The following is a 20,687-nucleotide window of genomic DNA, read 5'->3' as shown; positions in this document are numbered from 1 at the left end:
TATAATCATGTACGGCGGAGGAACGTTGTTCCAGTAGACGATTGGACCCGCCACTATCCTGCCTCGACTATCTTGCCCACTGAACGCCTCCAATTGAAGACCCGATTCGCAGCATGTCGAGCCGCCGCCCGAGCTGACCTCAGCTCTCCAGTTGACCAGAGGTCGTACACCTTGGAAGCCCAATCGTTCGCGGTAGCACCATGTGGCATCACCCAACCCGACTCCCCCTCGAGGACCGTGTCGCGACATCCCCCGACATCAGCAATCATGGTTGGGAGGCCGAAACCCGCGACCTCAGCGGGAGCGATAGGCGCACAGTCGGCCCTTGTCGGAAGTAGCATTATGTCGCATGCGCCACAGAGGTTGGCAAAGCGTGTAATGCTTTCCTTCGTGGACTTGTCGAGCGGGCCATGAGGGGTGAGGTGCGGACCAGAGGCGGCAATGTCCCGCGGCCCAACTATGTGGAGGTGAGCTTGAGTTCGCTCCCGCAATCGGTCGAGGATCTGTACTGCCATAGGGCCGCCCTTCCGCGACCAGCTCGCACCGAAGAATAGTATATTGAGACACTTGTTCGAGCGCTGGACCTCTACTTGTTCCACGGCGTCGCAGGCCAAGTTCGCGCCGACGGGCAGGACCGTGGCCTCGACCCCGTAGGCAGAGGAAATTCCCTGCCGTGCCCAATTGCTGGTCACAAAGATCTTTTCTGCGCCCAGAAATGCTCGTCGCTCTGCGTCTGCGTAACGGTTGAGGGCCCTTTCACTTAGACCGTCCAAGTAGCCGCCTTGCTCGACCAACACCTGGCAACACGAGTCCGTGTGGATGAAGTACGGCGGTTCGATCCTCGCGGCGAGCAGGGGCTGGTTCACGACTACCAGTGCGTCACGTCTGCGTGAGGCGATGGCTTTGCCGTAGTGATCGAGCGCGCTCTCGGTTAGGTATAGGGGGTTCCTCGACGGACGGCCGGCGGATAGCGACTGTATGGTCGCTAGCAGTCTGCGGGTTCCCCGTACGCGGAGTGGCCCAAGCACTTCCGCGCCGTATCCCAAGAATTCCTTTGCCATGTAGTAGGTGTTTTGGCCCGAATGGGGGTCGCCCGGATCGTCGAGGCTGGAGAAGAGAATCCTCCTGATCACGTTTCTCCTTTGCGTGCGCGCGGAACGAGGAAAGGACGGTGAGGCAGAAAACGGCGAGGCTGAGGCCCTTGTCAGACGCCGGATTCACTATGAGGGATGTTGCTGCGACAGTCAGTCCGAATCCGAGCGCAGTCGCCCTAACGTCATCATCTGGCGCGGTCCGAAAGAGTGCTGCTGAGTACCGCCCGGCGGCGATCAGCCAAAGGACGGATCCAAGAAGGCCGAAGGTCGCAACAAACTCAAGTGGAGTGTCCAGATCTGCACTTCGCTGGCTATGTGCGGTCGGGATTCGCTGCCCAACGTAAAATTCGTGACCGATGCCCGACCCGAGGAGTGCTCGCTCGCGGACGTACCCCCATGCAATCTCCTGAGCCGCTTTCCGATCAGCAATGCTGTCATCGTCGGACGACAACTGGCCGGGCGAAGCTAGTGTGGAGTATCGCTCGAACAGAACATCCGAGTCCAGATTTAAGGTATCGATGAGCGAGTACGTCAATGCCGCCGCTAAAGCCCCGGCCAAGAGGATCGCAGAGAATAACCGTCGAACGCCCCGAAGCCCGGCGAGAAGAAACGGGACTACGAAAGCAACGAGACTCACGACCGCCGCCCGTGTCCCGCTAATGGCTAAGCCGCTAACAACCAGTGCAGAGGGGACGATTGTCCACCACCTTCCCCGGAAGGCGATGCTCGAGGCGCACCAAGCCAGAGCTAGGCTCGCTAGAAGCGGAGAGGGAAGCCCTATACTCACTTGTGCATTTGGGGTCTGATCGAGTCCACGACCCTCAATCCATCGATATGCGAAGAAGGCTGAGCTCGCGATACCAGCGCAGACGATCCCACACCACGCGAATGTCTCGCGCACCTGGTACTTGCCGACATACTCGCCGAGGATCGGAGAGAGCGCCAGGAGAAGATAGGGCACGATCTCGCGAGCAATGGTGAGAGGAGGGCTCGCGTACGCGATCGCCACCATGCCTCCAAGCGTGACCGCTACAAGGGCTATGAGCGTGGTTGACTTGTAGCTTCGCGCCCCTCCCTGCGACGAAAGTGTATGGAGAAGAAGGATAGCTACAACCGCCAGCAACGCCGCCTTACGAGCGTCTAGCCCGCCATCTGTTTGCAGTGAGAGCAGCCCGATGTAAAGGAACCCGTAGCCAGCAGCGATAGCAGACTTGAGAGCGACCAGCGCGAGACACAGGCCCGCAAGGAGTAGCGCGGTAGTTGGGGCGAAAGTTGTGATGGCCGATAGTGCGGCAGACGTCACGACGGCCGCGAGCGCTACGGCGCGATCCGCCCTACGCGTCGTCATGCTCTCTCCGCTTTGGGTAACAGACGCTTGCGTAATTGAATGCTGCGAGAAATGCTTCTCTCGCTACCGCTGTCCATGCGGCTCCTGCAGCCCCGTATTTGGGAATAAGCGAGACGGTTAGGGCCAGCGCGAAAGCGGCGGTCGCCACGTTAGCCCACACTGCAATTTTCACCCGCCCGTCGGCTATCAGAATGTTCGTGGCAGGAGTAGATACTGCCGTGGCTAATGCAGCCCAGACGATGATCGAAATCGCTACCGAGGCGGACTGGTCAACTCGACCGAGAACGATGAAGCACAGTTCGTCGCTGAAGAGTGAGAATGTTAGGCCGAGAGGGACCAGAATTGCCCATCCTGCAACGACTGAGGCATGGAGCGCGCCGAGGAGGGCTTTTGCGGAGTTTGAGCCCGTCGCTCTGCGCGCCGCAGTCGCTAGCAGTCCTGCGGCCAAGATGCTCGACACTGTTGCCACGGCGTCTTGAATTCTGCTCGCTGGTGCGTATAGGCCAGCGACGGAGTCGTTGGCGGCTAAAGACACCCAGACCACGTCAAGCTTGTTGTACGCGATCTGGAGCAGACTACCTATCCCGAGTGGTAGCGCCGAGATTAGTAGCGCGAGCGTCGAGTGGCCCGGGAGGTTCTCGTTACGCGATACTCTGAGCGCCCGATGGAGTAGATATGCGAGGGCGCCAAGATCGGCGCAGATTGTGACTGCGAGCACCTCAGTAAGCGAGATTGACCCGATTAGCGCGAGGGTCAGCGATAGCGCTACAGTCGCGGCTCGGGCTAGGGTCGGCGCCATCGCGGCCCGCCGGAAGTCGAAGCGTCCCTGGAATATCGCTATGAGCGGTTGTTGGAAAGATTGCGCTACAGCGGAGACGAAAAGCAGTGCCGCGTAGATGTGCAGGCTTGTCGGTAGAAAGAGGAGGGCTACCAGCCATGGGGATAGAACCAGAGGGAATGTCGCAATGCGGCAGCGAAGGGCCGAGCGAAGGATGGTCCTTGTCGCGCCTTCCCGCTGCGCCACCGCTCGTGTCGCAATGCTGTTCACGCCGAAATCGGAGAGTGCTGGCGACGCGATCTGGAGGACCTGGACCGCGGCCAGCGAACCGAATTCGGCGAGCGTGTCGGTCGATCGCGCGGCCACAGCCGTGATGACCAGGGTGCTCGATTTTGCCGTCAGCTGAAGAAGTAGCTGCCAACTTGCGGCGGCGAGAGCCGCCCGACGAAGGGAGCCTTGAAGCGGGCGCATTGCCCATGCAAACAGGCCGCGGGGTCCTCCACGCGGAGCGCGCGACAAGTGGCTAGGCGAAGGCGTCGTGGCCGCAGAGTTGGCCGATTCCTCCAATTTATCCGGAGGACGATAAGCCTCGCGGCGAGGACTATGCAAGAGCTTCGGCGTCGGTCATAACGTGGGCGAGTTGTTCGGGCATCGTCTGCGCCTTCCACCCCAGATCTCGGTGAGCCTTGGACGCGTCGCCGATGAGGGCGTCGACCTCGGTGGGGCGCAAGTAGGTCTCGTCGAACCGGACGTGCTTCTCCCAGTCGAGCCCGACGCGCTCGAAGCACCACTGCGTGAACTCCCGCACCGTGGTCGCAGTGCCGGTGGCCAGCACGTAGTCCGCCGGCTGGTCGGCCTGCAGCATCCGCCACATGCCCTCGACGTACTCCGGGGCGTAGCCCCAGTCGCGCACCGCCTCCAGGTTCCCCAGGTAGACGTGCTCCTCCAGACCGGCCTTGATCCGCGCGGCGGCGCGGGCGATCTTGCGGGTCACGAACGTCTCCCCACGCCGCGGGGACTCGTGGTTGAACAGGATCCCGTTAACCGCGAACAACCCGTGCGCCTCACGGTAGTTCCGCGCCATCCAGTAGCCGTAGACCTTCGCCGCCCCATAAGGGCTGCGCGGGTAAAACGGGGTGTCCTCGTCCTGCGGCGGCGGGGTCGCCCCGAACATCTCCGACGACGACGCCTGGTAATACCGGGTGTCCACCCCCACCATTCGGATCGCCTCGAGCAGCCGCGCGGTGCCGACCCCGGTGGTGTTGCCGGTGTACTCCGGCTCGTCGAACGACACCCGCACATGCGACTGCGCGGCGAGGTGATAGACCTCGTCGGGCCGGATCTTCTCGATCAACGTCACCAACCGCGACGAGTCGGTCAGGTCCCCGTAGTGCAGCACCAACCGCTGGTGCGGGTCGTGCGGATCCTGGTAGAGGTGATCGATCCGCGCGGTGTTGAACGTGGAGGAACGTCGGATGATCCCGTGCACCTCATAGCCCTTACCCAGCAACAGCTCGGTCAGGTACGACCCGTCCTGCCCCGTGATCCCCGTGATCAACGCCCGCTTCATGAGCGGTCCCCCCGTGAACGCTCCTGCGGTGCCCCAAGGCACCGAAGTCGGTGATGTCCTCGTCGCAGCGCCCCTCGCGCTGCGTGACCGGAGCCCCCTCGCTCGTCAGATCGGCCGACGCGCAGACGGTAGACCAGCGTCACCGCCCGCTGTGGCGGACGAACGTAATACGTCCTCTGGAGCAGCGGAAGTCGGGGCACTCGTCGGAGTGCCGGCCTCCGGTGGGGCACCGAGGACGCAGTCGGACGACCGTCGCACCACAGCACCGGCTGGCGCGAGCGCCCCGGCGGGCACGACGGCTCCGCGGAGGACGACCGCGCGGATGGTGATCCAGGCGCCGTCGCCCACGACGATGGGGGCGTTGTCGTACTCGAAGCTCGGCGAGCGCACGTCGTGGCTGCCGGTGCAGAGCACGGCCTCCTGCGAGATGCAGACGTGGCTGCCGATGGTGACGTGCTCGAGATTGAGGATCAGCACGCCCTCACCGATCCACACGTGGTCGCCCAGGCTGAGCTTCCACGGCCAGTGCACGCGGACCCCGTTGCGGATGTTGCCGCCTGTGCCGACCTCCGCGCCGAACGCCCGAAGGATGACCGGCCGGAAGCGGGCTGGCAGCCACCAGGCCTGGAAGACGAGGTGGGACACCGCGAACCACGCGGCCTGCCACAAAATGCCGCGCCCCTTGTCGTACCCGGCGCCGGTGAAGCGGTCGAGACGCCTCGGGCTCGTCACGGCGTCACCTCGGCGCCCGCCTCGTCGTGCTTGCGACCGGTCGTGACGCGCCCGAGGCGGCGGAGCCGGCCCGAGCGGGGCGCCGGGATGGCCGAGACGTCGGCGTCGGTCGCGAGCACGACGCTGCCGCGGCCGGCGAGCTGCTCGACCCAGGAGACGTAGGCCGTGCGCGCGGCGCCCTCGTCCAGGGCGTCGCGGGCGAAGAGCTGGCCGCGGAATCCCATGGCCAGCGCCTCCTCCTTGTCGGCTCCGACCTCGAGGACGACCCGCAGGAGGGCCTCGGGCTGGCCGGGAGCGACGAGGCGCCCGCCGCCCGAGTGCAAGACCTCACTCGTTGCCGCGCTCCGAGTGCTCGTCGCGGCGATCACCGGGCGGCCGGAAGCGAAGTAGGAGGTCAGCTTGCTGGGCACGCACATCTCGGCGACCTCGGGCCGCTCGTTGAGCAGCAGCACGTCGGCGGCGGCCATCGCCGTCTGGAACTCGTCGCCGGGCAGCGGGTCGATGAACTGCAGACGCTCGATGCCGGCGCCGAGCCCCTCGAGGTAGGCGCGCTGGTTGCCGGCACCCAGCAGGACGAAGCGCACCGGCAGGCCGTCGCGGTCGGCGGCGCGGGCCGCCTCGACCACGTTCTCCAGGCCCTGCTTCGCGCCCATGTTGCCGGCGTGCAGGGCGACGATCTCGTCGTCGCGCCAGCCGAGGCGGCGGCGGAGCTTCGTGGTGTCGCCGACGACGCCCTTGATGTGCGTCCAGTTGCGGATCGTGGTGATGCGGTCGTCGTCGACGCCGAGGTTCACCAGCGAGCGGCGGAAGCTCTCGTGGATGGCGATGACGCCGTCGGCGCGGCGCAGCAGCGCGCGCTCGAGGCGCTCCGCGGCCTTGGTGCCCTTGCCGCCCAGGGCGCCGGTCTCGGCGATGGCGCGGCTGTAGAGGTCCTGGGTGATGACGCCGACCGCGGTGCGACCCGGCGAGCGCCAGCGCAGCGCGGTCGCGACGGTCAGCAGTGCGGGGCTGACGGCGAGGACGACGTCCGGCCGCGGACCGGCGACGGCGGCCGCCTGCAGGGCGAACGCCGCCTCCATGGCGATGCGGCTCTTGCCGGTGGGCTTCGCGGGGACCGGGTGCGACACCCGGGTGATGCGGACCTTGCCGTCCTCCTCGTGGATGCGGCGACCGCGGTAGCCCGGCGCGACCTCCCAGTGCGGGTAGTGCGGCAGGCCGGTGATGACGTGGACGTCGTGGCCGGCCTCGGCGAGGAAGTGGGCCATGCCCGTGGTGTAGGGCGCGATGCCCGTGGGCTCCGGCGCGTAGTTGAGGCCGAGGATCAGGACGCGGAGGGCCTTGGTCACGGTCGAATCTCCTGAAAGTGGCAAGGGGGAGCTAGGGAAATGAGCTGCGTGGGTCTCGGAGAGGGCGCTCAGTAGGCGCCGCGGCCGCGGAACACCGCGCCGACCGTCTTCCAGAGGATCGAGACGTCGAGGAAAGGCGACCAGTTCTCGACGTAGCGCAGGTCCAGGCGCACCGACTCCTCCCACGTGAGGTCGGAGCGGCCGTTGACCTGCCAGAGGCCCGTCATGCCCGGGCGAACGAGGAGCTTGCGGAGGGCGTCCTCGGTGTAGGTCGCGACCTCGCGCTGAAGGGGCGGGCGGGGCCCGACCAGCGACATCGAGCCGCCGATGACGTTGAACAGCTGCGGGAGCTCGTCGAGCGAGAGGCGGCGCAGGAAGCGCCCGACGCGGGTGACGCGCGGGTCGTGCTTCATCTTGAACAGCGGGCCGGCGCCCTCGTTGGTGGCGACGAGCTGCGCGACCTGCCGGTCGGCGTCGACCACCATCGACCGGAACTTGATCATCCGGAAGGCCTGGCCGGCGCGACCGATGCGCTCCTGACGGTAGAACACCGGGCCGCCGTCGCGGCGGATCAGCACCGCGAGGGTGAGGAACACCGGCGCGAGCAGCAGGACCAGCGCGCCGGCGACGACACGCTCCACGAGGTTCTTGGCGATGCGGGCCGGGCCACCCCAGCGGGGCTCGGTGAGGCGCAGCAGCGGCAGGCCGTCGACCGGAGCAACGTGCAGACGGGGGCCGGTGACCTCCATGAGGCCCGGGTCGACCACCAGCTCGACGCCCGCGCCCTCGAGGTCCCACGCGAGGCTGTGCAGCCGCTTCGGCGTCCAGCCGGGTGTCGGGGCGACCGCGACGACCTCGATGCCCAGCTCGTGGACGTGGCGGGCGACGTCGTCGAGGTCGCCGACCACCGGGACGCCCGCGATCTCGCCGGCTCCGGTGGAGGTGCAGGCGGCGACGACCGTCCAGCCGTGGTGCGGGACGCGGCGGGTGCGGGCGACGAGGTCGGCGATGGCGGCCTCGGAACCGACGACCAGCACCGGGGACATGCAGCGGGCCTCGCGGCGGGCGCGGTGCAGCACGCGGCGCACCGCGTAACGGCCGAGCAGTAGGCCGGCGCCGGTGGCGGGGATGACCCCGAAGATCCAGGGTCGGACGTCCTCGACCTTGAAGGCCATGCCGGCGAGGGCGAGGACGATAGCGGCGGCCGCGGTGCCGCGCAGGACGCGGTTGAACTCCTCGGCGCCCTGGCCGAGCACCCCGCGCTCCCAGGCGCGGTAGGCCGTCAGGCCGGCGAGGACGAGGGCCGCGGCGACCAGGTTGAAGCGGGCGGAGGGGCCGAGGCCCCAGTCGCCGATCACGGTGGCGATGCTCGCGACGAGGGCAATGACCGCGACGTCGGTGGCGATCGCGATCTGCACGAGGCGCCGGCGCCAGCGGCGCGAGCCGGGCTGAGTGGTGACGGCGTGTGCGCGCTCGGAATCGCGACGGGGCCGCGGAACGGACCCCTCAATCGATTCCGTTATGTCGACGCCACTGCTCATCTCGGATGTCCCCCCTACATCACGGTTGGTGAGCCCACGCGGCCCTTTGGTGGACCGCTCGCTCACCTGTCGCCCCGGCCCGAGGTCCGGCGAACTTGTCCCGCTATCGCGTGATCGTGCTCGCGCCGTTACACACCTAGTTCGTGCTTCAACCGGCGTGTCGCCGCGACACGCGGCATTTCATGACGGTGCTTCACCCGTTCAGTCCCGTGTGAAGGAGGTCTCGTCGGCAATCTGTAACGCTCCTCGATCCCCCGTCAGCTTTTGGATGGCGGGGCTGAGCGCGTCGGCGGTGTGACCGTCAGCGAGACCGGCACATAGGCCGTTCGGGCGACGGCTGGCCGGTCGGCAGGGGCGGGTCTGAAAGGTCGCTGAAAGCGCGACAGGTTCTGCTCTGCGTCACGCGCCGGGTCGGGTGACACGGGGGGAGCGGGACCGATGGCAGCCAGGGCAGTGGGCCGCCGGTCGGACACCGCGACGCAGACCTCGATGCCGGTGCGCGCCGCGGGCCTGCGTCCGTCGCACCCTGACGAGGGGGGTACGTCAGGGCAGCGGGCGCAGGCCCAGCGGGCGGGCGTCCGGCGGAGCGTCCGGGGGGACCTCCGCCGGACGTCCCGTCGCACGCGCCGACGCCTTGGGGGCCGGACGGACCAGGCGCGCGAGCCCGCGCGCCGCGTCGGCCCACGGCGTCCAGCCCAGCTCGTCGGCGAGGGTCGCCGCCGCGACGAGGTGCCGCCGCGCCTCGCCGCGGCGGCCGAGCGTGGCGTGGGCGAGGCCCTGGAAGAGCGTCACCGGCCCGAACACCGCCGAGCCGATGCCGACGACGACCGTTGCCCGCGGGTCGGGCGGCAGGCCACGGCAGACCGCGTGGGCGGTCGCGGCGTCGCCGAGGGCGAAGCCGGCCGCGGCGGCGAGGCAGAGCCCGGGGCGGTCGAAGAGCCGGCCCTCGCGGCCCTCGCGCTTGCGGTGCCAGTCGGCGAGGTGCCCGGCCGCGGTGTCCCGGTCGCCCGCCTGCACCGCGTCGACGGCCGCGGCTGCCGACCACGCGGCCACGTGCGGGTACATCGTCGCCGCCGCCGCGGGCAGGCCGCCGAGCTCGGGCAGGGTGCCGGCGAGCCAGTGCCGGGTCAGCAGGTTCACCCCGTACGCCCCGACCGCGTCGGCCAGCCCCAGCTCCTGCCCGCGGGTCATCGCCGCCAGCGCCGCCGCGTCGGCCTGCTCGGTCTCGCCGCGCGCGAGCAGCAGGCCCGCCTCGAGCAGCGCGACCATCCAGATCGTGCGCGGGTGGTGCCGCTCGGCGGCCAGCGGGCCGAGCGCGCGGTGCGCGGCCAGCGCCTCGTCCTGGCGTCCCGCGGCCAGCAGGGCAGCGATGTACAGCTCCTCGGCCTCGAACGCCAGGTGGTCCTCCCCCGCCCGCCGCGCCAGCGCGCACGCCTGCTCGGTGACCGCCAGGCGCTGCGCCGACGGGATCGCGGCGTCGACGAGGTGGTTGGCCTCGAGCACCCGGACGCCGGCGAGCAGGCGCGGGTCGTCGAGCCCCTGGGCGGCGAGGGAGAGCAGCTCGGGCAGCAGGTCGGGGTCGGCGTCCCCGTGCAGCTGCTCCTCCTCGAGGATCAGACTGCGCAGGACCTCGACCCGCTGCCCGTCGGTCAGCGCGAGCTCCCGCACCCGGCGCAATCGCCGCGCGCGGCGCGGGCGCCCGGAGACGTCGATGCCCATGGCGTCGTGCCCGACGGCGGCGACCACGGCGTCCTCGATCACGGGGTCGACCGTGTCGATGGCCGCGTCGACGGCAGCGTCGTCGACCTCCCCGCCCTCCGCCGCGGGCTGGCCCTGCTCGGCCAGCTCGACGACCTGGTCGAGCAGCTCGTCGGCCTCCTCGTGGCGCCCGAGGGCCTGCAGCACGAGCCCGCGGTAGAGGGCGACGGTGCTGGGCCGGCTCGTCTCGGACACCCCGTCGAGCTGGGCCAGCGCCTCCTCGACCGCGCCCTGCCGGTAGGCCGCGATCCCCGCGGCGCACCGGGCGTCGCCGAGCTCGCGCGCGGTGACGAGCGCGCCGGCACCGACGGCGTGGCGCAGCACGGTGAACGGCTCGGTGTCCATCGCGTGGTCGGGCAGGGCCCGGAACCGGGCGTGGTGCAGCGTCTGCGCGCTCGCCGGGGGGACGTCGGCGCGCACCGCGTCGCGGGTCAGCGCGTGACGGAAGGCGTAGCCGTCGGCCGTGGCGCGCAGCAGGCCGCGGTCGATCGAGCGGCGCAGCGACGTCGCCACCACGAGCGGCCCCGTGCCCAGGACGGCCGCGAGGTCGGCGAGCGGGATCGGCGAGAGGACGGCGAGCGCGTCGAGGGCCTCGCGGGCGGCGGGCTCGAGCCGCGCGAGGTGGTGGTCGAGCAGCGGCCGCAGGCGCGCGGGGAAGACGGTGGCGAGCTCGCGGCACGCCTTCTCGCCGTCGGGGTCGTCGAGCCCCTCGAGCGACTCGAGCACCGCCGCGACGTGCAGCGCGTGCCCGTGGGTGCGTTCGCACAGCGCCTCGGTGACGCGGGCGACGCCGTGCGGGGCGAGCCCGGGCAGGTGGCGGGCGACGAGCTCGGCGACGGCGTCGTGGTCGAGCTCGCGCAGGCGCAGGTCCTGCACGCCCTCGAGCACGGCGAGCTGGGCGTGGGTGGCCGACCACGCGGGGTGGGCGTGGGTGTCGGGCTCGCGAGCGGCCACGACCAGCACCACCCCGGCCGGCAGCCCCAGCCGCGCCAGCGCCTTGAGCGCGGCGAGCGACGCGGAGTCGGCGTGGTGGACGTCGTCGAGGGTGACCAGCACCGGGGTGTGCTCGGCGCGGTCGGCCAGGCGCCTCCGCAGGGCGCGGCCGGCGGTGAGGTCGCCGGGCGCGACGGGGTCGATGCCCAGCTCGTCGAGGGACTCGGCCCATCCCGACCACGGTGGCGCGTCGACGTCGCAGGTGCCGCCGCCGACGGCCGTGCCCCGGGCGGAGGCCTCGCGGCGCGCGGCCCGCAGCAGCGTGCTCTTGCCGATGCCGGCCTCGCCGGTGACCACGAGGACGGCGCCGGCGTCGGGCGCCTCGAGCAGGGCGCGGACGGCGGCCAGCTCGTCGTCGCGGCCGACGAGGGTGGGGCGCGGCCGGGTCGGGGCGGGGGCGCGCAGGCGGCGGTCGAGGTCGTCGAGCTCCGGCGACGGGTCGAGCCCGTACCCCTCGCGGAGGTACCGGCGCTTGGCCTCGAGGATCTCGCGGGCCTCGCCGGTGCGCCCGGCGCGGTGCAGGGCCTCGGCGACGAGCAGGGTCGGGCGCTCGCGGGTCGGGTCGAGCGCGAGGAACGGGCGGACGACGTCGACGACGTCGTCGGGCCGGTCGGCGCCGAGCAGCGCGGCGCCCAGGCGCTCGAGGACCCGGAACAGGCGTTCGCGGGCGTGGACGCGCTCGGCCTCGAGGCGGGGCGTCGGGGCGGCGCCGGCGAAGGGCTCGCCGCTCCACAGGGCGAGGGCGCGACCGCCGTGCTCGAGGATCGTCTCCTGGGTCGCGGTCGGGCCGAGGGCGGCCGTGGCGGCGTCGTGGAAGCGGTGCAGGTCGACGGCGTCGCGCGGGAGGTCGAGGCGGTAGGACTCGCCGACGACGTCGATGCGCAGCGGCGGCACGCCGTCCGGGACCTCGCGGCGCAGCCGGCTCATGAGCACGTGCAGCGCGCTGCCGGGCTTGGCGGGCAGGTCCTCGCCCCAGATCTCGTCGATCAGCGTCGACACCGTCACGGTCCCGTCCGCCGCGGCGAGGAGCGAGAGGACCGTGCGCAGCCGCCGACCCGGGCGCGCCACGGCGCCGTCGGGGGCGAGCAGGGCGACATCACCCAGCAGCCGGACACGAACGAGCGACGATGCCACGCGACCCCCCGGGGACATCGATAACGGTGGGTGAAGAACGTACGACCTTCGGGGCCGTGGAGCCACACGAGGTGCGCCCGGGGGACTTACTCCTCGTGACACGGATTCCCGGCGAGCCGCTGGGCGAGCTGATGACCAAGCTCGACGGCACGGTGTTCTCCCACTCGGGGATCGCCGTGCGCACGGACGACCGCGAGGACCTCCCGGCCACACACCTCGCCAGCGCGCTCGCCAAGGACATCCCCGACGACGGCGAGATCGACATCGGCGGCGTCCGCTGGGACGCGTTCCCGACCTTCTGGCGACACCACCGCGACCTGTACTGCATCCCCATGTCCGACCCGATGCGCGGGCGGGCGCTGGGCTACCTGGCGCGCTTCCGGGAGCAGGCCGGCGAGGAGGGCGCCTTCTCGTTCACCAAGCTCGTCACCGTGGCCGCCGCGCTGCGCTCGGTCGAGCTGCGGGCCCGGGACCCCGAGCTGGCCGAGAGCATCTTCACGGCGGCCGCAAGGGTCGCGACGGCCCTGGCGCCGAGCGCCCGCCGGCCCAGTTACTACTGCGCCGAGCTCGTGGCCAACGCCTATGGAAGGACCTTCACCCGCGGCGAGATGATCCCGCCGCAGGGCACCGGGCACGGCATCGGCGACGCGATCGACGAGTCGTGGTGGTTCGCGTGGCTCCTGCGGCTCTTCGACGACGAGATCGACGGGATACGCGTCGACGAGTGGCGCGCCGCGACCGAGCTGATGGGGATCCTCGCGGCGCGGGACCAGGACTTCCTCGTGCAGGCCGTCACGGCGGTCACGCGATCGGTCGGGGTGCTCGGCGACGACGTCGTCGGCGGCCCGAGCGTCCCCGAGCCGCTCGTCGTGCCGCCGGTGGCACCCGACCTGCCGGGCCGCGACGACCCGATCCCCCACGGCCTCGTCACCCCGCGCATGCTCTGGGCCGCCTTCGGGCAGGGGACGCTGCGCAAGGTCGCGCCGGTCGCTCAACGGACCTGACGGACTCTCGGCGACTCGCCCCACGTGGCGTCCGCGGTCCAGATCGTCGCGTTCAGGCGCTCGCCGGTGGCGAGGCAGACCCTGTCCGCGAGCGACAGTCCCTCTCCCCGCCGCCACAGGTGCGCGGCCCGCTCCGCGTCGACGGCGAGCACCGGCTCCACCTCCACGGCGAAGCTGAGCAGCAGCCCGCGCGCCAGCTCCCAGTCACCGGAACGCCCGAGCACCTTCTGCGCGGTCTCCGACCAGTTCACCGCACTGCACCGGCCGCCCTCCTCGAGGGCTTCCTCGACCACGGCGGCGCCGTGCTCGCCCTGCAGGAAACAGAGCAGCGCCGACGAGTCGAACAGGTTCACCGATCGTCCTCCGCCGCCTCGCGACGGCGCTCGGAGATCAGCTCCTCGACGAGGCTCGCCCCCGTGAGATCTTCCCGGACGAGACGCTTCGCCTGCTCCCGGGTGGCCACCACCAGCCCGCGCGCGGTCTCGACCAGCAGGAGCGACGACCCTGCGTGCAGACCGTGGCGCTCCCGGACCTCGCGTGGGACGACCAGCCGGCCGCGATCGCCCATCGTGATGGGGTACGTCCCACTCATGCAGTGACGGTACCACCAAGATGTTGGCGATGGGCCGATGCTGGATGCAGTGAGCGGCGTTCGGGCGGGAGACGATGTCGCGGGGTCGAGCGGGCCGGCTGATCACGGTCGGAGAGCTGTGCCAGAATCGGTCAAGTGCTGACAAAGCAGCCGAAACCGGGCAGGGCGCTCGCGCGCATCCACCGCCGGCTCCATCGCGAGCGGGAGCGGACCCGCGAACTCTACGAGCGCACCCTGGGCGCGGTCGGGGCACGACACACCGAGGGTCGCCTCATCGCCGACGCCGCCGAGTACTGGGCCGACCGCGACGACCCGCGGTGGAGCGACCAGTCGCACTGGCGCGGGGGCTCGGTCATCGACCGCGAGCGCTTCGACGCGATCGGCGCCGAGCACCTCGCCCTGTTCGACCGGCTGGCGGCCACCGTCGGCGGCGCCCCCGACCTGGGATGCGTCCTCGAGTGGGGCGTCGGCGGCGGGGCCAACGCCGTGCACCTCGCGCCCCGCGCGCAGCGGTTCATCGCCCTCGACATCAACCCCGACTCCCCCGCCGAGGCCTCCCGCCGGATCGCCGAGACGTGCGCGACGCCGGTGACCGAGGTCGTGGTCGACGTCGGGGCGCCGGAGACCGTGCGGGACCACGTCCCGGCGGGCTCGGTCGACCTCGTCGTCTGCCTCTACGTGCTCGAGCTCGTGCCCAGCCCGGAGTACGGACTGCGCGTGATGCGCCTGGCCGCCGAGCTGCTGCGCCCCGGCGGGCTCGCGTTCGTGCAGATCAAGTACAGCACCGGGTCGGCGAGCACCACCTCGCCGCGGCGCAACTACCGGTACTTCCACGCCAACATGACGACCTACCGCCTCGAGGAGTTCTGGACGGCGATGGAAGGCGTCGGGCTGCGACCGCTGGTGATGACCCTGGTGCCGGAGAACACGCTGGACCGGAACTACGGCTACCTGCTGCTGCAGCGCGCCTGACCCGTCCGCTCGACCCCGTCCGCGTGCTCGGCGCCGACGCGGCGGACGAAGGCGACGACCCGGTCGACGACGTCGGCGGCGAGAGGCGCGGCGAGCTGGCGCCGGTAGGCCCAGGGCCCCACCGCCCGCGGGGTGCGCCGCAGGATGTGGGTCACCCTAGGAGCACGGTAGGACTCGCCCCGCGCGACGAGGGTCGCGATGGCCTCCGCGTCCGCCGGGTCGACCTGGACGTCGTGGTCCCCGGTGATCGCGAGGACGGGAACGTCGAGCGCGGCGAGCTGGGGGCGCGGGTCGGCGGCGAGGAACTCACGCCACCACCTCGCGTTGGTGCGCGTCGGACCCCACCCCGTGACGTCCGTGGTGGTCGCGCGCAGCGCGTCGAGCTTCTTGCGGTGCTGTGCGCCGACGTCGACGGGCAGGAGCCGCAGGAGCGCGCGCACCGGCGCGGGGAGCACCTCGATCACCGCGCGGGCCTGGTAACGCACCACGTCCTCGGCCGGGCCGGCGGCGCCGGCGAGGAGGACGAGCCCGGCCACCGGGTCGAGGCCCAGCGGTACGGCGTGGAACGCGCCCTCGCTGTGGCCCAGGACCACGATCCGTTGCGCGTCGATCTCCGGCTGCGCCGAGAGGGTGGCGAGCGCGGCGCGGGCGTCGGCGGCGTTGTCGTCGAAGCCGACCCGGAGGAACTCGCCGGTGCTCGCGCCGACGCCGCGCTTGTCGTAGCGGAAGGACGCGATACCGGCGTCGGCGAGGGCCTCGGCGAGGAGTCGGGTGACGCCGAGCCGGGCCCGGGGGTGGTCCGAATCCCGGTCGACCGGTCCGGACCCGGGCAGCAGGAGCACGGCGGCCGCGGGACGTCGGGCGTCGCCGGGCAGGAGCAGCGAGCCCACCAGGGTGTGCCCGTCGGAGGCGAAGCTCAGCTCGTGGGCGGCGGCGGTCATGGGCCCTCCGGATGTCGCGCTCGCCCTCGTGGCGAGCAGCCGCTATCTTTCTCACTGCTGAGAACATTGTCAATCGTGAGGACGGTCGCATGGGAGCACGGCCCGACCTGCTGATGCACCCGGTACGGATGCGGATCGTGCGCGCGCTCCTGGGCGACCGGACCCGGACCACCGCGCAGCTGCACCACGAGCTGCCCGACGTCCCGGCGGCGACCCTCTACCGCCAGATCGCGCGGTTGGTCGAGGGCGAGGCGCTCGAGGTCGTCGCCGAGCGCCGCATCCGTGGCGCGGTGGAGCGGACCTACGCGCTGCGCGAGGGCGCCGTCGACGTCGGCCGGGAGGACGCGGCCCGGATGGACGCGGGCGAGGTCCGCGAGGCGTTCACCGCCTTCCTCGCCGGGCTCTCCGCCGGATTCGAGCAGTTCGTCGACGACGCTCCCGAAAGCCTCGAGGACGAGACCTTCGGCTTCCGCAGCGCGGCGTTGTGGCTGACCGACGAGGAGACGGAGCGTCTCGTCGCCGACCTCCGCTCCGCCGTGGCCCCCTACCGGGCACTCCGCGACGAGGACGGCACGCGCCGGCGGCGCCACCTGGCCACGGTCCTGTTCCCGGACCCGCGCTGATCGGCACTCAGCCGCGGCTCCCGGCCCGGCTCCGGTGCTTCGCCAGCACCTTGCGGGCGTGCTTGGCCACGGCCTTGTCAGGGTGGTGGCGCCCGACGACCTCGAGGAGCTCACCGGTCCTCACGTGCTCCAGGCGCCACAGCCGGTCGAGGGTCTCGATGACGGCGTGCGGGGGCTCCCCGTGATCGATCCCCGCCACGACGGCCTCGGGGCCCTCGGTGTCGAGCAGGACGCCGAGGACGTCGGCGATCCCGGCGAGGCCCCGCTGCGGATCGCGGTCGACCAGCTCGGTGTCACCGCGCTCGGCGAGCCAGTTGACCGCGACCCCGTCCCAGCGCCCGCCGAGCATCTGCCGGACGGCGACCTCGGCCCGGTCCCCGAGGACGGTCTCCAGGTGGACGGCGACGGCGAGGACGGTCAGCGCCTCCCGCCCGCCGTCGGCCAGGGCCTCGCCGAGCTCGGCCGCAGCCCGTTCGCCCCGCGCGGCCGCCCACGCCGTCGCGTCCTCGACCCAGGCCTCCGGGGCGATCTGCTCGGCGAGGGCGACGATCTCCTCGGCGTCGGCCGTGGCCGGGTCGGAACGGGTGGAGACCACGACCCCGTCCTCCTCGAGCAGCCGCGCGGTCACCGCGATCCCGGCCGGGGTGAGGCGGGCCTGCCCGCCGGTGGGCTCCGGCAGGCCGATGTCGTCCGTCTCGATCTCGACGCCCTCCTGGGTGAGGACGCCGAGCTGCTCGAGTCGCTCGAACTGCCGCCGGACCCGCCCCTCGCCGAGCATCTGCAGAAGGTGGTGGCCGCCCCGCAGGGCGTTCCCGGCGATCTCGAGGACGTCCTCGACGGCCTCGTCGATCTCGACCGGCACCCCGGCCGTCTCCGCGTCGAGCAGACCGAAGAGCACCTGCCGCCAACCGCCGTCGACCAGACTCGACACCTGGCCGAACGCGCCGATGTCGTACCGCGGGCCGCCGAGCCCGACGTCCAGGGCGGCGTCGACGATCCGGTCGAGCGACTCGACCGCCTCGAGGCGCTCCCACGCCGCCACCGCGACCAGCCGGCCCTTGTTCCGGCGCACCACGCGGGCCTTGAGCGCGACCTCGACCAGCCAGCTCAGGACCGGCAGGTCCTCGGCCGAGCGCACCGACCGTTCCGGCGGCGAGTTGGCGAGGTCCCCGGTCTCGAGCAGGCCCACGAGCTCGCGGGCGTCGGCGACCCGCAGGTTGCCCTTCTGGGTCAGCGTCCGCCCCGGAGCGGCGCAGTACCCGTGCAGCGAGCGCAGCTGGACCAGCACCGGCGCCGCCGCGGCCGACGCGGCGCGCTCGTCGTCCGACGGCATCCGCACCGGCCCCACCCGCGGCGCCTCCCCGGAGCCGGCGAGGATCGCGCCGACCTCCTCGGGGGAGAGGCCCTGCACCTGTTCCATGAGGGCGGCCACGTCGTCGGCGTCGCGCGCCTCGCCCTCCAGACCGCCGACTCCGGCGAACAGGCTCTTGGCCATCCCGAAGTTCGCCGGGTCCGCCATCTCCCTGGCGAAGCGTCGGACGTGGCGTTGGCACCAGGACAGCAACTGTTGCGGTCCGGAGCTCCGGGACCCGAGCAGACCGCGGGCGGCGAGGAACAGGAAGAACGTGCCGACCGAGGTCAGGAACGGCTCGGCGTCCCCGGCCGGGATCGAGAGCTTGCGCGGGCACCAGCCCAGCGCGAACTCCTCCAGGTCGGCGGTGGTCCACGTCGTGAGGTCACCGTCGCCGTAGTGGAACTTCCAGTCCAGGGCGGTGTCGGCCCAGCCCGGCTCCACCGAGGGCGCCGCGGACCGTGCCCACTCCTCGTAGTCGACGAGCAACCGCTCCCGGCGCGCCATGAACTCGTCCTCGTCCAGGTCCACCCACCCGTCCACGGGCACACCGTGGCACGCACCGGCGACTGCGCCACACCCAGGGGCGACGCCCTGGTGCTCTCGATCACCGAGCGGGTCGCGGTGGGCATGTCACACTCGGCGCCGTGATCCTGGCCCCCGAGCTGCACCAGGAGATCGTCACCGCCCTGCGCGAGGCCGGGGCGCGGTTCGCGCTGCTGCACGGCAGCCGCGCGGCCGGCACCGCGCGGCCCGACTCCGACGTGGACGTCGCCGCCTGGTGGGGCCGGTGGGCGCCCGCGTCGTTCGAGGTGCCGCTGCCCCCGGGGGTGGACCTGCTGGTCCTCGACACCGCACCGCTGGAGATCGCCGGACGGATCGCGCTGCACGGGGTGGAGCTGTTCGACGACGATCCACCAGCCCGGGTGCGGTGGGTGGCCACCACCAGGAAGATCTATTTCGACGAGCTGCCCCGGCTCGAGCGCAGCCACCGCGAGTTCCTGGAGGGCGTGCGCCGTGGTCGATGAGGTCCGGGTCGGGCGGTTGCTCCGCGCGATCACCGAGGAGCTGGCGTTCCTGAGCGCGGAGACCGGTGCGGGGCCCGCCCGGCGCAACGACCGCACCTGGTTACGGGCGGTCAAGTACGGGTTCGTGACCGCGATCGAGGCGTGCCTCGACGTCGCCCAGCACCTCTGCGCGTCGGAGGGGTGGGGGCCGCCGTCGACCAACGCGGACGCCCTCGTCATCCTCGGGCGGCACGGCGTTCTCGAGCCGGACCTCGCCCGCCGGCTCGCCCTCGCGGTGGGCTTCCGCAACGCGCTGGTCCACGGGTACGTCGCGGTCGACGACGCCGTCGTCCTGCGCCGCCTCGACCACCTCGGCGAGTTCGAGGACTTCGTCGCCGCCGTCGCCGGCTGGATGTCCCGGCAGCCCTGACGTCGTCGTGTCGGTGTGATCCCGGCGTCGCGCCACACTCCGATCCCGCCACCACGGTGGGCCGCCGCTCAGCCGCCCTCCCCGGGCGCGATCAGCCGGTCGAGCTCGGCCGCGATCTGCTCGACCCGCTCGAGGCTCCCGTCGGCCACGGCGGCGACGAGGTCGACCACGGCGTCCTGGTCGACCTTCGGCGGGGACCCGTTGAGGACGAGGAAGACCGCCGTCACCGCCCAGGCGAGACGCTTGTTGCCGTCGACCAGCGGGTGGTTGGCACACAGGCTCTGGAGCAGTGCGGCGGCCTTGAGCGACACGGTGGGGTAGGCGTCCTGACCGAGAACGGTCGTGGCGGGACGCGCGAGGGCCGACTCGAGCAGGCCGAAGTCGCGGACGCGCGGTTCGTGACCGACAGCCGCCTCGGCGAAGCCGAGGACCTCGTCGAGGGACAGATACCGCGTCACATCCGTCCCAGGCGGTCCAGAGCCTCACGGAAGTTCGTGGTCACCCAGGTCGCTGCCTGCTCCACCGCATCGTCGCGCTCGTGACGCTCGACGTACTCACGAACCGCCGCGCGGGCGACCTCCTGCATCGAGCGTTGCTCGGCCTCGGCTCGACGTCGGAGAGCTTCCGACTCCTCGTCGGTCAGGCGCAGGGTCATGGCCATGATCTGACGATACCGCTTGTGATACCGCCAGGCCCGACCGATCCACGGTCAGCGTGCCGCGGACGCACCGGCCGAGGGGCGAGGCCGCGGAGCGTCACCGCGCGAACGGACGGCCGTCCCTCCCCGCATCGACGAGCACCTCCGGGCGCAGTGCACCGAACAGCACCGTCAGGACGATCTCCGCGGTGAGCTCGGCCGGCTCGCCGCGACGGTTCATCACCCGCAGCAGGAGCAGGTTGAGCACCTGGGTGGCGAAGTCCCGCCCGGGCGGGAACGGCCGCAGCGTCCCGTCCTCCTGGCCCTGCACGATGAGCTCGCCGAGCAGCTGCGCGAGCGGGGCGATGATGCGCGGGTCGGCGTCGTCGGCGGGGTCGGGCGCCCGGCCGGTGCGGGCGCTGTGGTCCTGGACGGCGAACACGAACGGCACGGTGAGCGCCTCGTGCTCGCGGGTGGCCACGGCGAGGTCGCGGACGTGCTCCTCCAGGACCGCGACGGCGTCGCGACCCTGCGCCCGCAACGCCCGTGCGCGCTCGATCGGGGGCGCGACCAGCGGGGCGTAGACGTGCGCGATGAGCGCGTGCTTGGTCGGGAAGTGGTTGTAGGTGGTGGCCGTGCTGACCCCGGCGCGGCGGGCCACGTCCTCCAGCCGGGTCGGCAGCCAGCCCTGCGCGGCGAACAGCTCGGCCGCCGCCTCCAGCAGCGCCCGCCGGCTGCGCTCCCGCTTCGTGCGGGCCGCGCGCTCGCGCGCGGAGGCGGGCGGGCTGTCGGGCACGGGGGCGACGGTAGACGCCGTGGGACCCTGGCCTGGTCAC

Annotated in this window: 20 protein-coding genes; 5 read left to right on the top strand and 15 right to left on the bottom strand. The window is 71.5% G+C overall.

Annotated elements, in window-relative coordinates:
- Window positions 1–53: 53 nt before the first annotated feature.
- From C8D89_RS31220 to C8D89_RS24500, 8 genes are all read right to left on the bottom strand, one after another.
- Complete coding sequence (locus C8D89_RS31220; RefSeq protein ID WP_423717261.1) at window positions 54–599, bottom strand: glycosyltransferase; 546 nt, start codon at window positions 597–599, stop codon at window positions 54–56.
- A 280-nt stretch (window positions 600–879) separates the two neighbouring features.
- Complete coding sequence (locus C8D89_RS30535) at window positions 880–2,442, bottom strand: O-antigen ligase family protein (RefSeq protein WP_243418348.1); 1,563 nt, start codon at window positions 2,440–2,442, stop codon at window positions 880–882.
- The gene (locus C8D89_RS24525) at window positions 2,429–3,586 is read right to left on the bottom strand and encodes an oligosaccharide flippase family protein (RefSeq protein WP_165825921.1); all 1,158 of its coding nucleotides are present in this window, start codon (window positions 3,584–3,586) and stop codon (window positions 2,429–2,431) included. Before C8D89_RS24525 ends, C8D89_RS30535 begins: the two co-directional genes overlap by 14 nt.
- 235 nt (window positions 3,587–3,821) lie before the next feature.
- Window positions 3,822–4,790: a GDP-mannose 4,6-dehydratase gene (gmd, locus tag C8D89_RS24520; protein WP_116710762.1), complete on the bottom strand. Its 969-nt coding sequence runs from the start codon at window positions 4,788–4,790 to the stop codon at window positions 3,822–3,824.
- Between the two features lie 105 nt (window positions 4,791–4,895).
- A complete protein-coding gene (locus C8D89_RS24515; protein ID WP_207787403.1) occupies window positions 4,896–5,522 on the bottom strand; it encodes an LbetaH domain-containing protein in 627 nt (208 codons plus the stop codon).
- Window positions 5,519–6,868 (bottom strand): glycosyltransferase, encoded by a 1,350-nt coding sequence (locus C8D89_RS24510; RefSeq protein WP_116710761.1) that lies wholly within the window; start codon window positions 6,866–6,868, stop codon window positions 5,519–5,521. Before C8D89_RS24510 ends, C8D89_RS24515 begins: the two co-directional genes overlap by 4 nt.
- A 68-nt stretch (window positions 6,869–6,936) precedes the next feature.
- Window positions 6,937–8,409 (bottom strand): sugar transferase, encoded by a 1,473-nt coding sequence (locus C8D89_RS24505; RefSeq protein WP_116710760.1) that lies wholly within the window; start codon window positions 8,407–8,409, stop codon window positions 6,937–6,939.
- 543 nt (window positions 8,410–8,952) lie between these two features.
- Window positions 8,953–12,294, bottom strand: coding sequence for an ATP-binding protein (locus tag C8D89_RS24500; RefSeq protein ID WP_165825920.1), 3,342 nt, complete (start codon window positions 12,292–12,294; stop codon window positions 8,953–8,955).
- Between the two features lie 95 nt (window positions 12,295–12,389).
- Between C8D89_RS24500 and C8D89_RS24495 the strand changes: the two genes are divergently transcribed.
- Complete coding sequence (locus C8D89_RS24495) at window positions 12,390–13,298, top strand: hypothetical protein (RefSeq protein WP_116710758.1); 909 nt, start codon at window positions 12,390–12,392, stop codon at window positions 13,296–13,298.
- Here C8D89_RS24495 and C8D89_RS24490 read toward each other — a convergent pair.
- Both C8D89_RS24490 and C8D89_RS24485 read right to left on the bottom strand, forming a co-directional pair.
- Complete coding sequence (locus tag C8D89_RS24490; RefSeq protein WP_116710757.1) at window positions 13,286–13,651, bottom strand: PIN domain-containing protein; 366 nt, start codon at window positions 13,649–13,651, stop codon at window positions 13,286–13,288. The two genes, C8D89_RS24495 and C8D89_RS24490, sit on opposite strands and share 13 nt — an antisense overlap.
- Window positions 13,648–13,890, bottom strand: coding sequence for an AbrB/MazE/SpoVT family DNA-binding domain-containing protein (locus tag C8D89_RS24485; protein WP_116710756.1), 243 nt, complete (start codon window positions 13,888–13,890; stop codon window positions 13,648–13,650). Before C8D89_RS24485 ends, C8D89_RS24490 begins: the two co-directional genes overlap by 4 nt.
- A 135-nt stretch (window positions 13,891–14,025) precedes the next feature.
- Between C8D89_RS24485 and C8D89_RS24480 the strand changes: the two genes are divergently transcribed.
- Window positions 14,026–14,862, top strand: a complete 837-nt coding sequence (locus C8D89_RS24480; RefSeq protein ID WP_165825919.1) for a class I SAM-dependent methyltransferase — start codon at window positions 14,026–14,028, stop codon at window positions 14,860–14,862.
- On the opposite strand, the gene C8D89_RS24475 is transcribed toward C8D89_RS24480, so the two are convergent.
- Window positions 14,838–15,803, bottom strand: a complete 966-nt coding sequence (locus C8D89_RS24475; protein ID WP_116710754.1) for an alpha/beta hydrolase — start codon at window positions 15,801–15,803, stop codon at window positions 14,838–14,840. The two genes, C8D89_RS24480 and C8D89_RS24475, sit on opposite strands and share 25 nt — an antisense overlap.
- Window positions 15,804–15,892: 89 nt before the next feature.
- Here C8D89_RS24475 and C8D89_RS24470 point away from each other — a divergent pair, with 89 nt between their 5' ends.
- On the top strand, window positions 15,893–16,426 hold the full coding sequence (locus C8D89_RS24470) for a helix-turn-helix domain-containing protein (protein WP_116710753.1): 534 nt from the start codon (window positions 15,893–15,895) through the stop codon (window positions 16,424–16,426).
- A gap of 7 nt (window positions 16,427–16,433) precedes the next feature.
- On the opposite strand, the gene C8D89_RS24465 is transcribed toward C8D89_RS24470, so the two are convergent.
- Window positions 16,434–18,320 (bottom strand): hypothetical protein, encoded by a 1,887-nt coding sequence (locus C8D89_RS24465; protein ID WP_133252052.1) that lies wholly within the window; start codon window positions 18,318–18,320, stop codon window positions 16,434–16,436.
- 104 nt (window positions 18,321–18,424) lie between these two features.
- Here C8D89_RS24465 and C8D89_RS24460 point away from each other — a divergent pair, with 104 nt between their 5' ends.
- Window positions 18,425–18,805: a nucleotidyltransferase domain-containing protein gene (locus C8D89_RS24460; RefSeq protein WP_116710751.1), complete on the top strand. Its 381-nt coding sequence runs from the start codon at window positions 18,425–18,427 to the stop codon at window positions 18,803–18,805.
- Window positions 18,795–19,214: a type VII toxin-antitoxin system HepT family RNase toxin gene (gene hepT, locus C8D89_RS24455; protein ID WP_116710750.1), complete on the top strand. Its 420-nt coding sequence runs from the start codon at window positions 18,795–18,797 to the stop codon at window positions 19,212–19,214. The genes C8D89_RS24460 and hepT overlap by 11 nt, the downstream gene beginning before the upstream one ends.
- Before the next feature lie 68 nt (window positions 19,215–19,282).
- On the opposite strand, the gene C8D89_RS24450 is transcribed toward hepT, so the two are convergent.
- The 3 genes from C8D89_RS24450 to C8D89_RS24440 form a co-directional block, all read right to left on the bottom strand.
- On the bottom strand, window positions 19,283–19,672 hold the full coding sequence (locus C8D89_RS24450; RefSeq protein WP_116710749.1) for a type II toxin-antitoxin system death-on-curing family toxin: 390 nt from the start codon (window positions 19,670–19,672) through the stop codon (window positions 19,283–19,285).
- Entirely contained in the window at window positions 19,669–19,875 is a 207-nt protein-coding gene (locus C8D89_RS24445; protein ID WP_207787402.1) for a ribbon-helix-helix protein, CopG family, read from the bottom strand. The genes C8D89_RS24450 and C8D89_RS24445 overlap by 4 nt, the downstream gene beginning before the upstream one ends.
- A 94-nt stretch (window positions 19,876–19,969) precedes the next feature.
- On the bottom strand, window positions 19,970–20,647 hold the full coding sequence (locus C8D89_RS24440; protein ID WP_116710748.1) for a TetR/AcrR family transcriptional regulator: 678 nt from the start codon (window positions 20,645–20,647) through the stop codon (window positions 19,970–19,972).
- Window positions 20,648–20,687 lie beyond the last annotated feature (40 nt).

The sequence above is a fragment of the Actinomycetospora cinnamomea genome, assembly GCF_003096675.1.
GTDB lineage: Bacteria > Actinomycetota > Actinomycetes > Mycobacteriales > Pseudonocardiaceae > Actinomycetospora > Actinomycetospora cinnamomea.
This window is presented reverse-complemented; position numbering and strand designations above follow the sequence as displayed.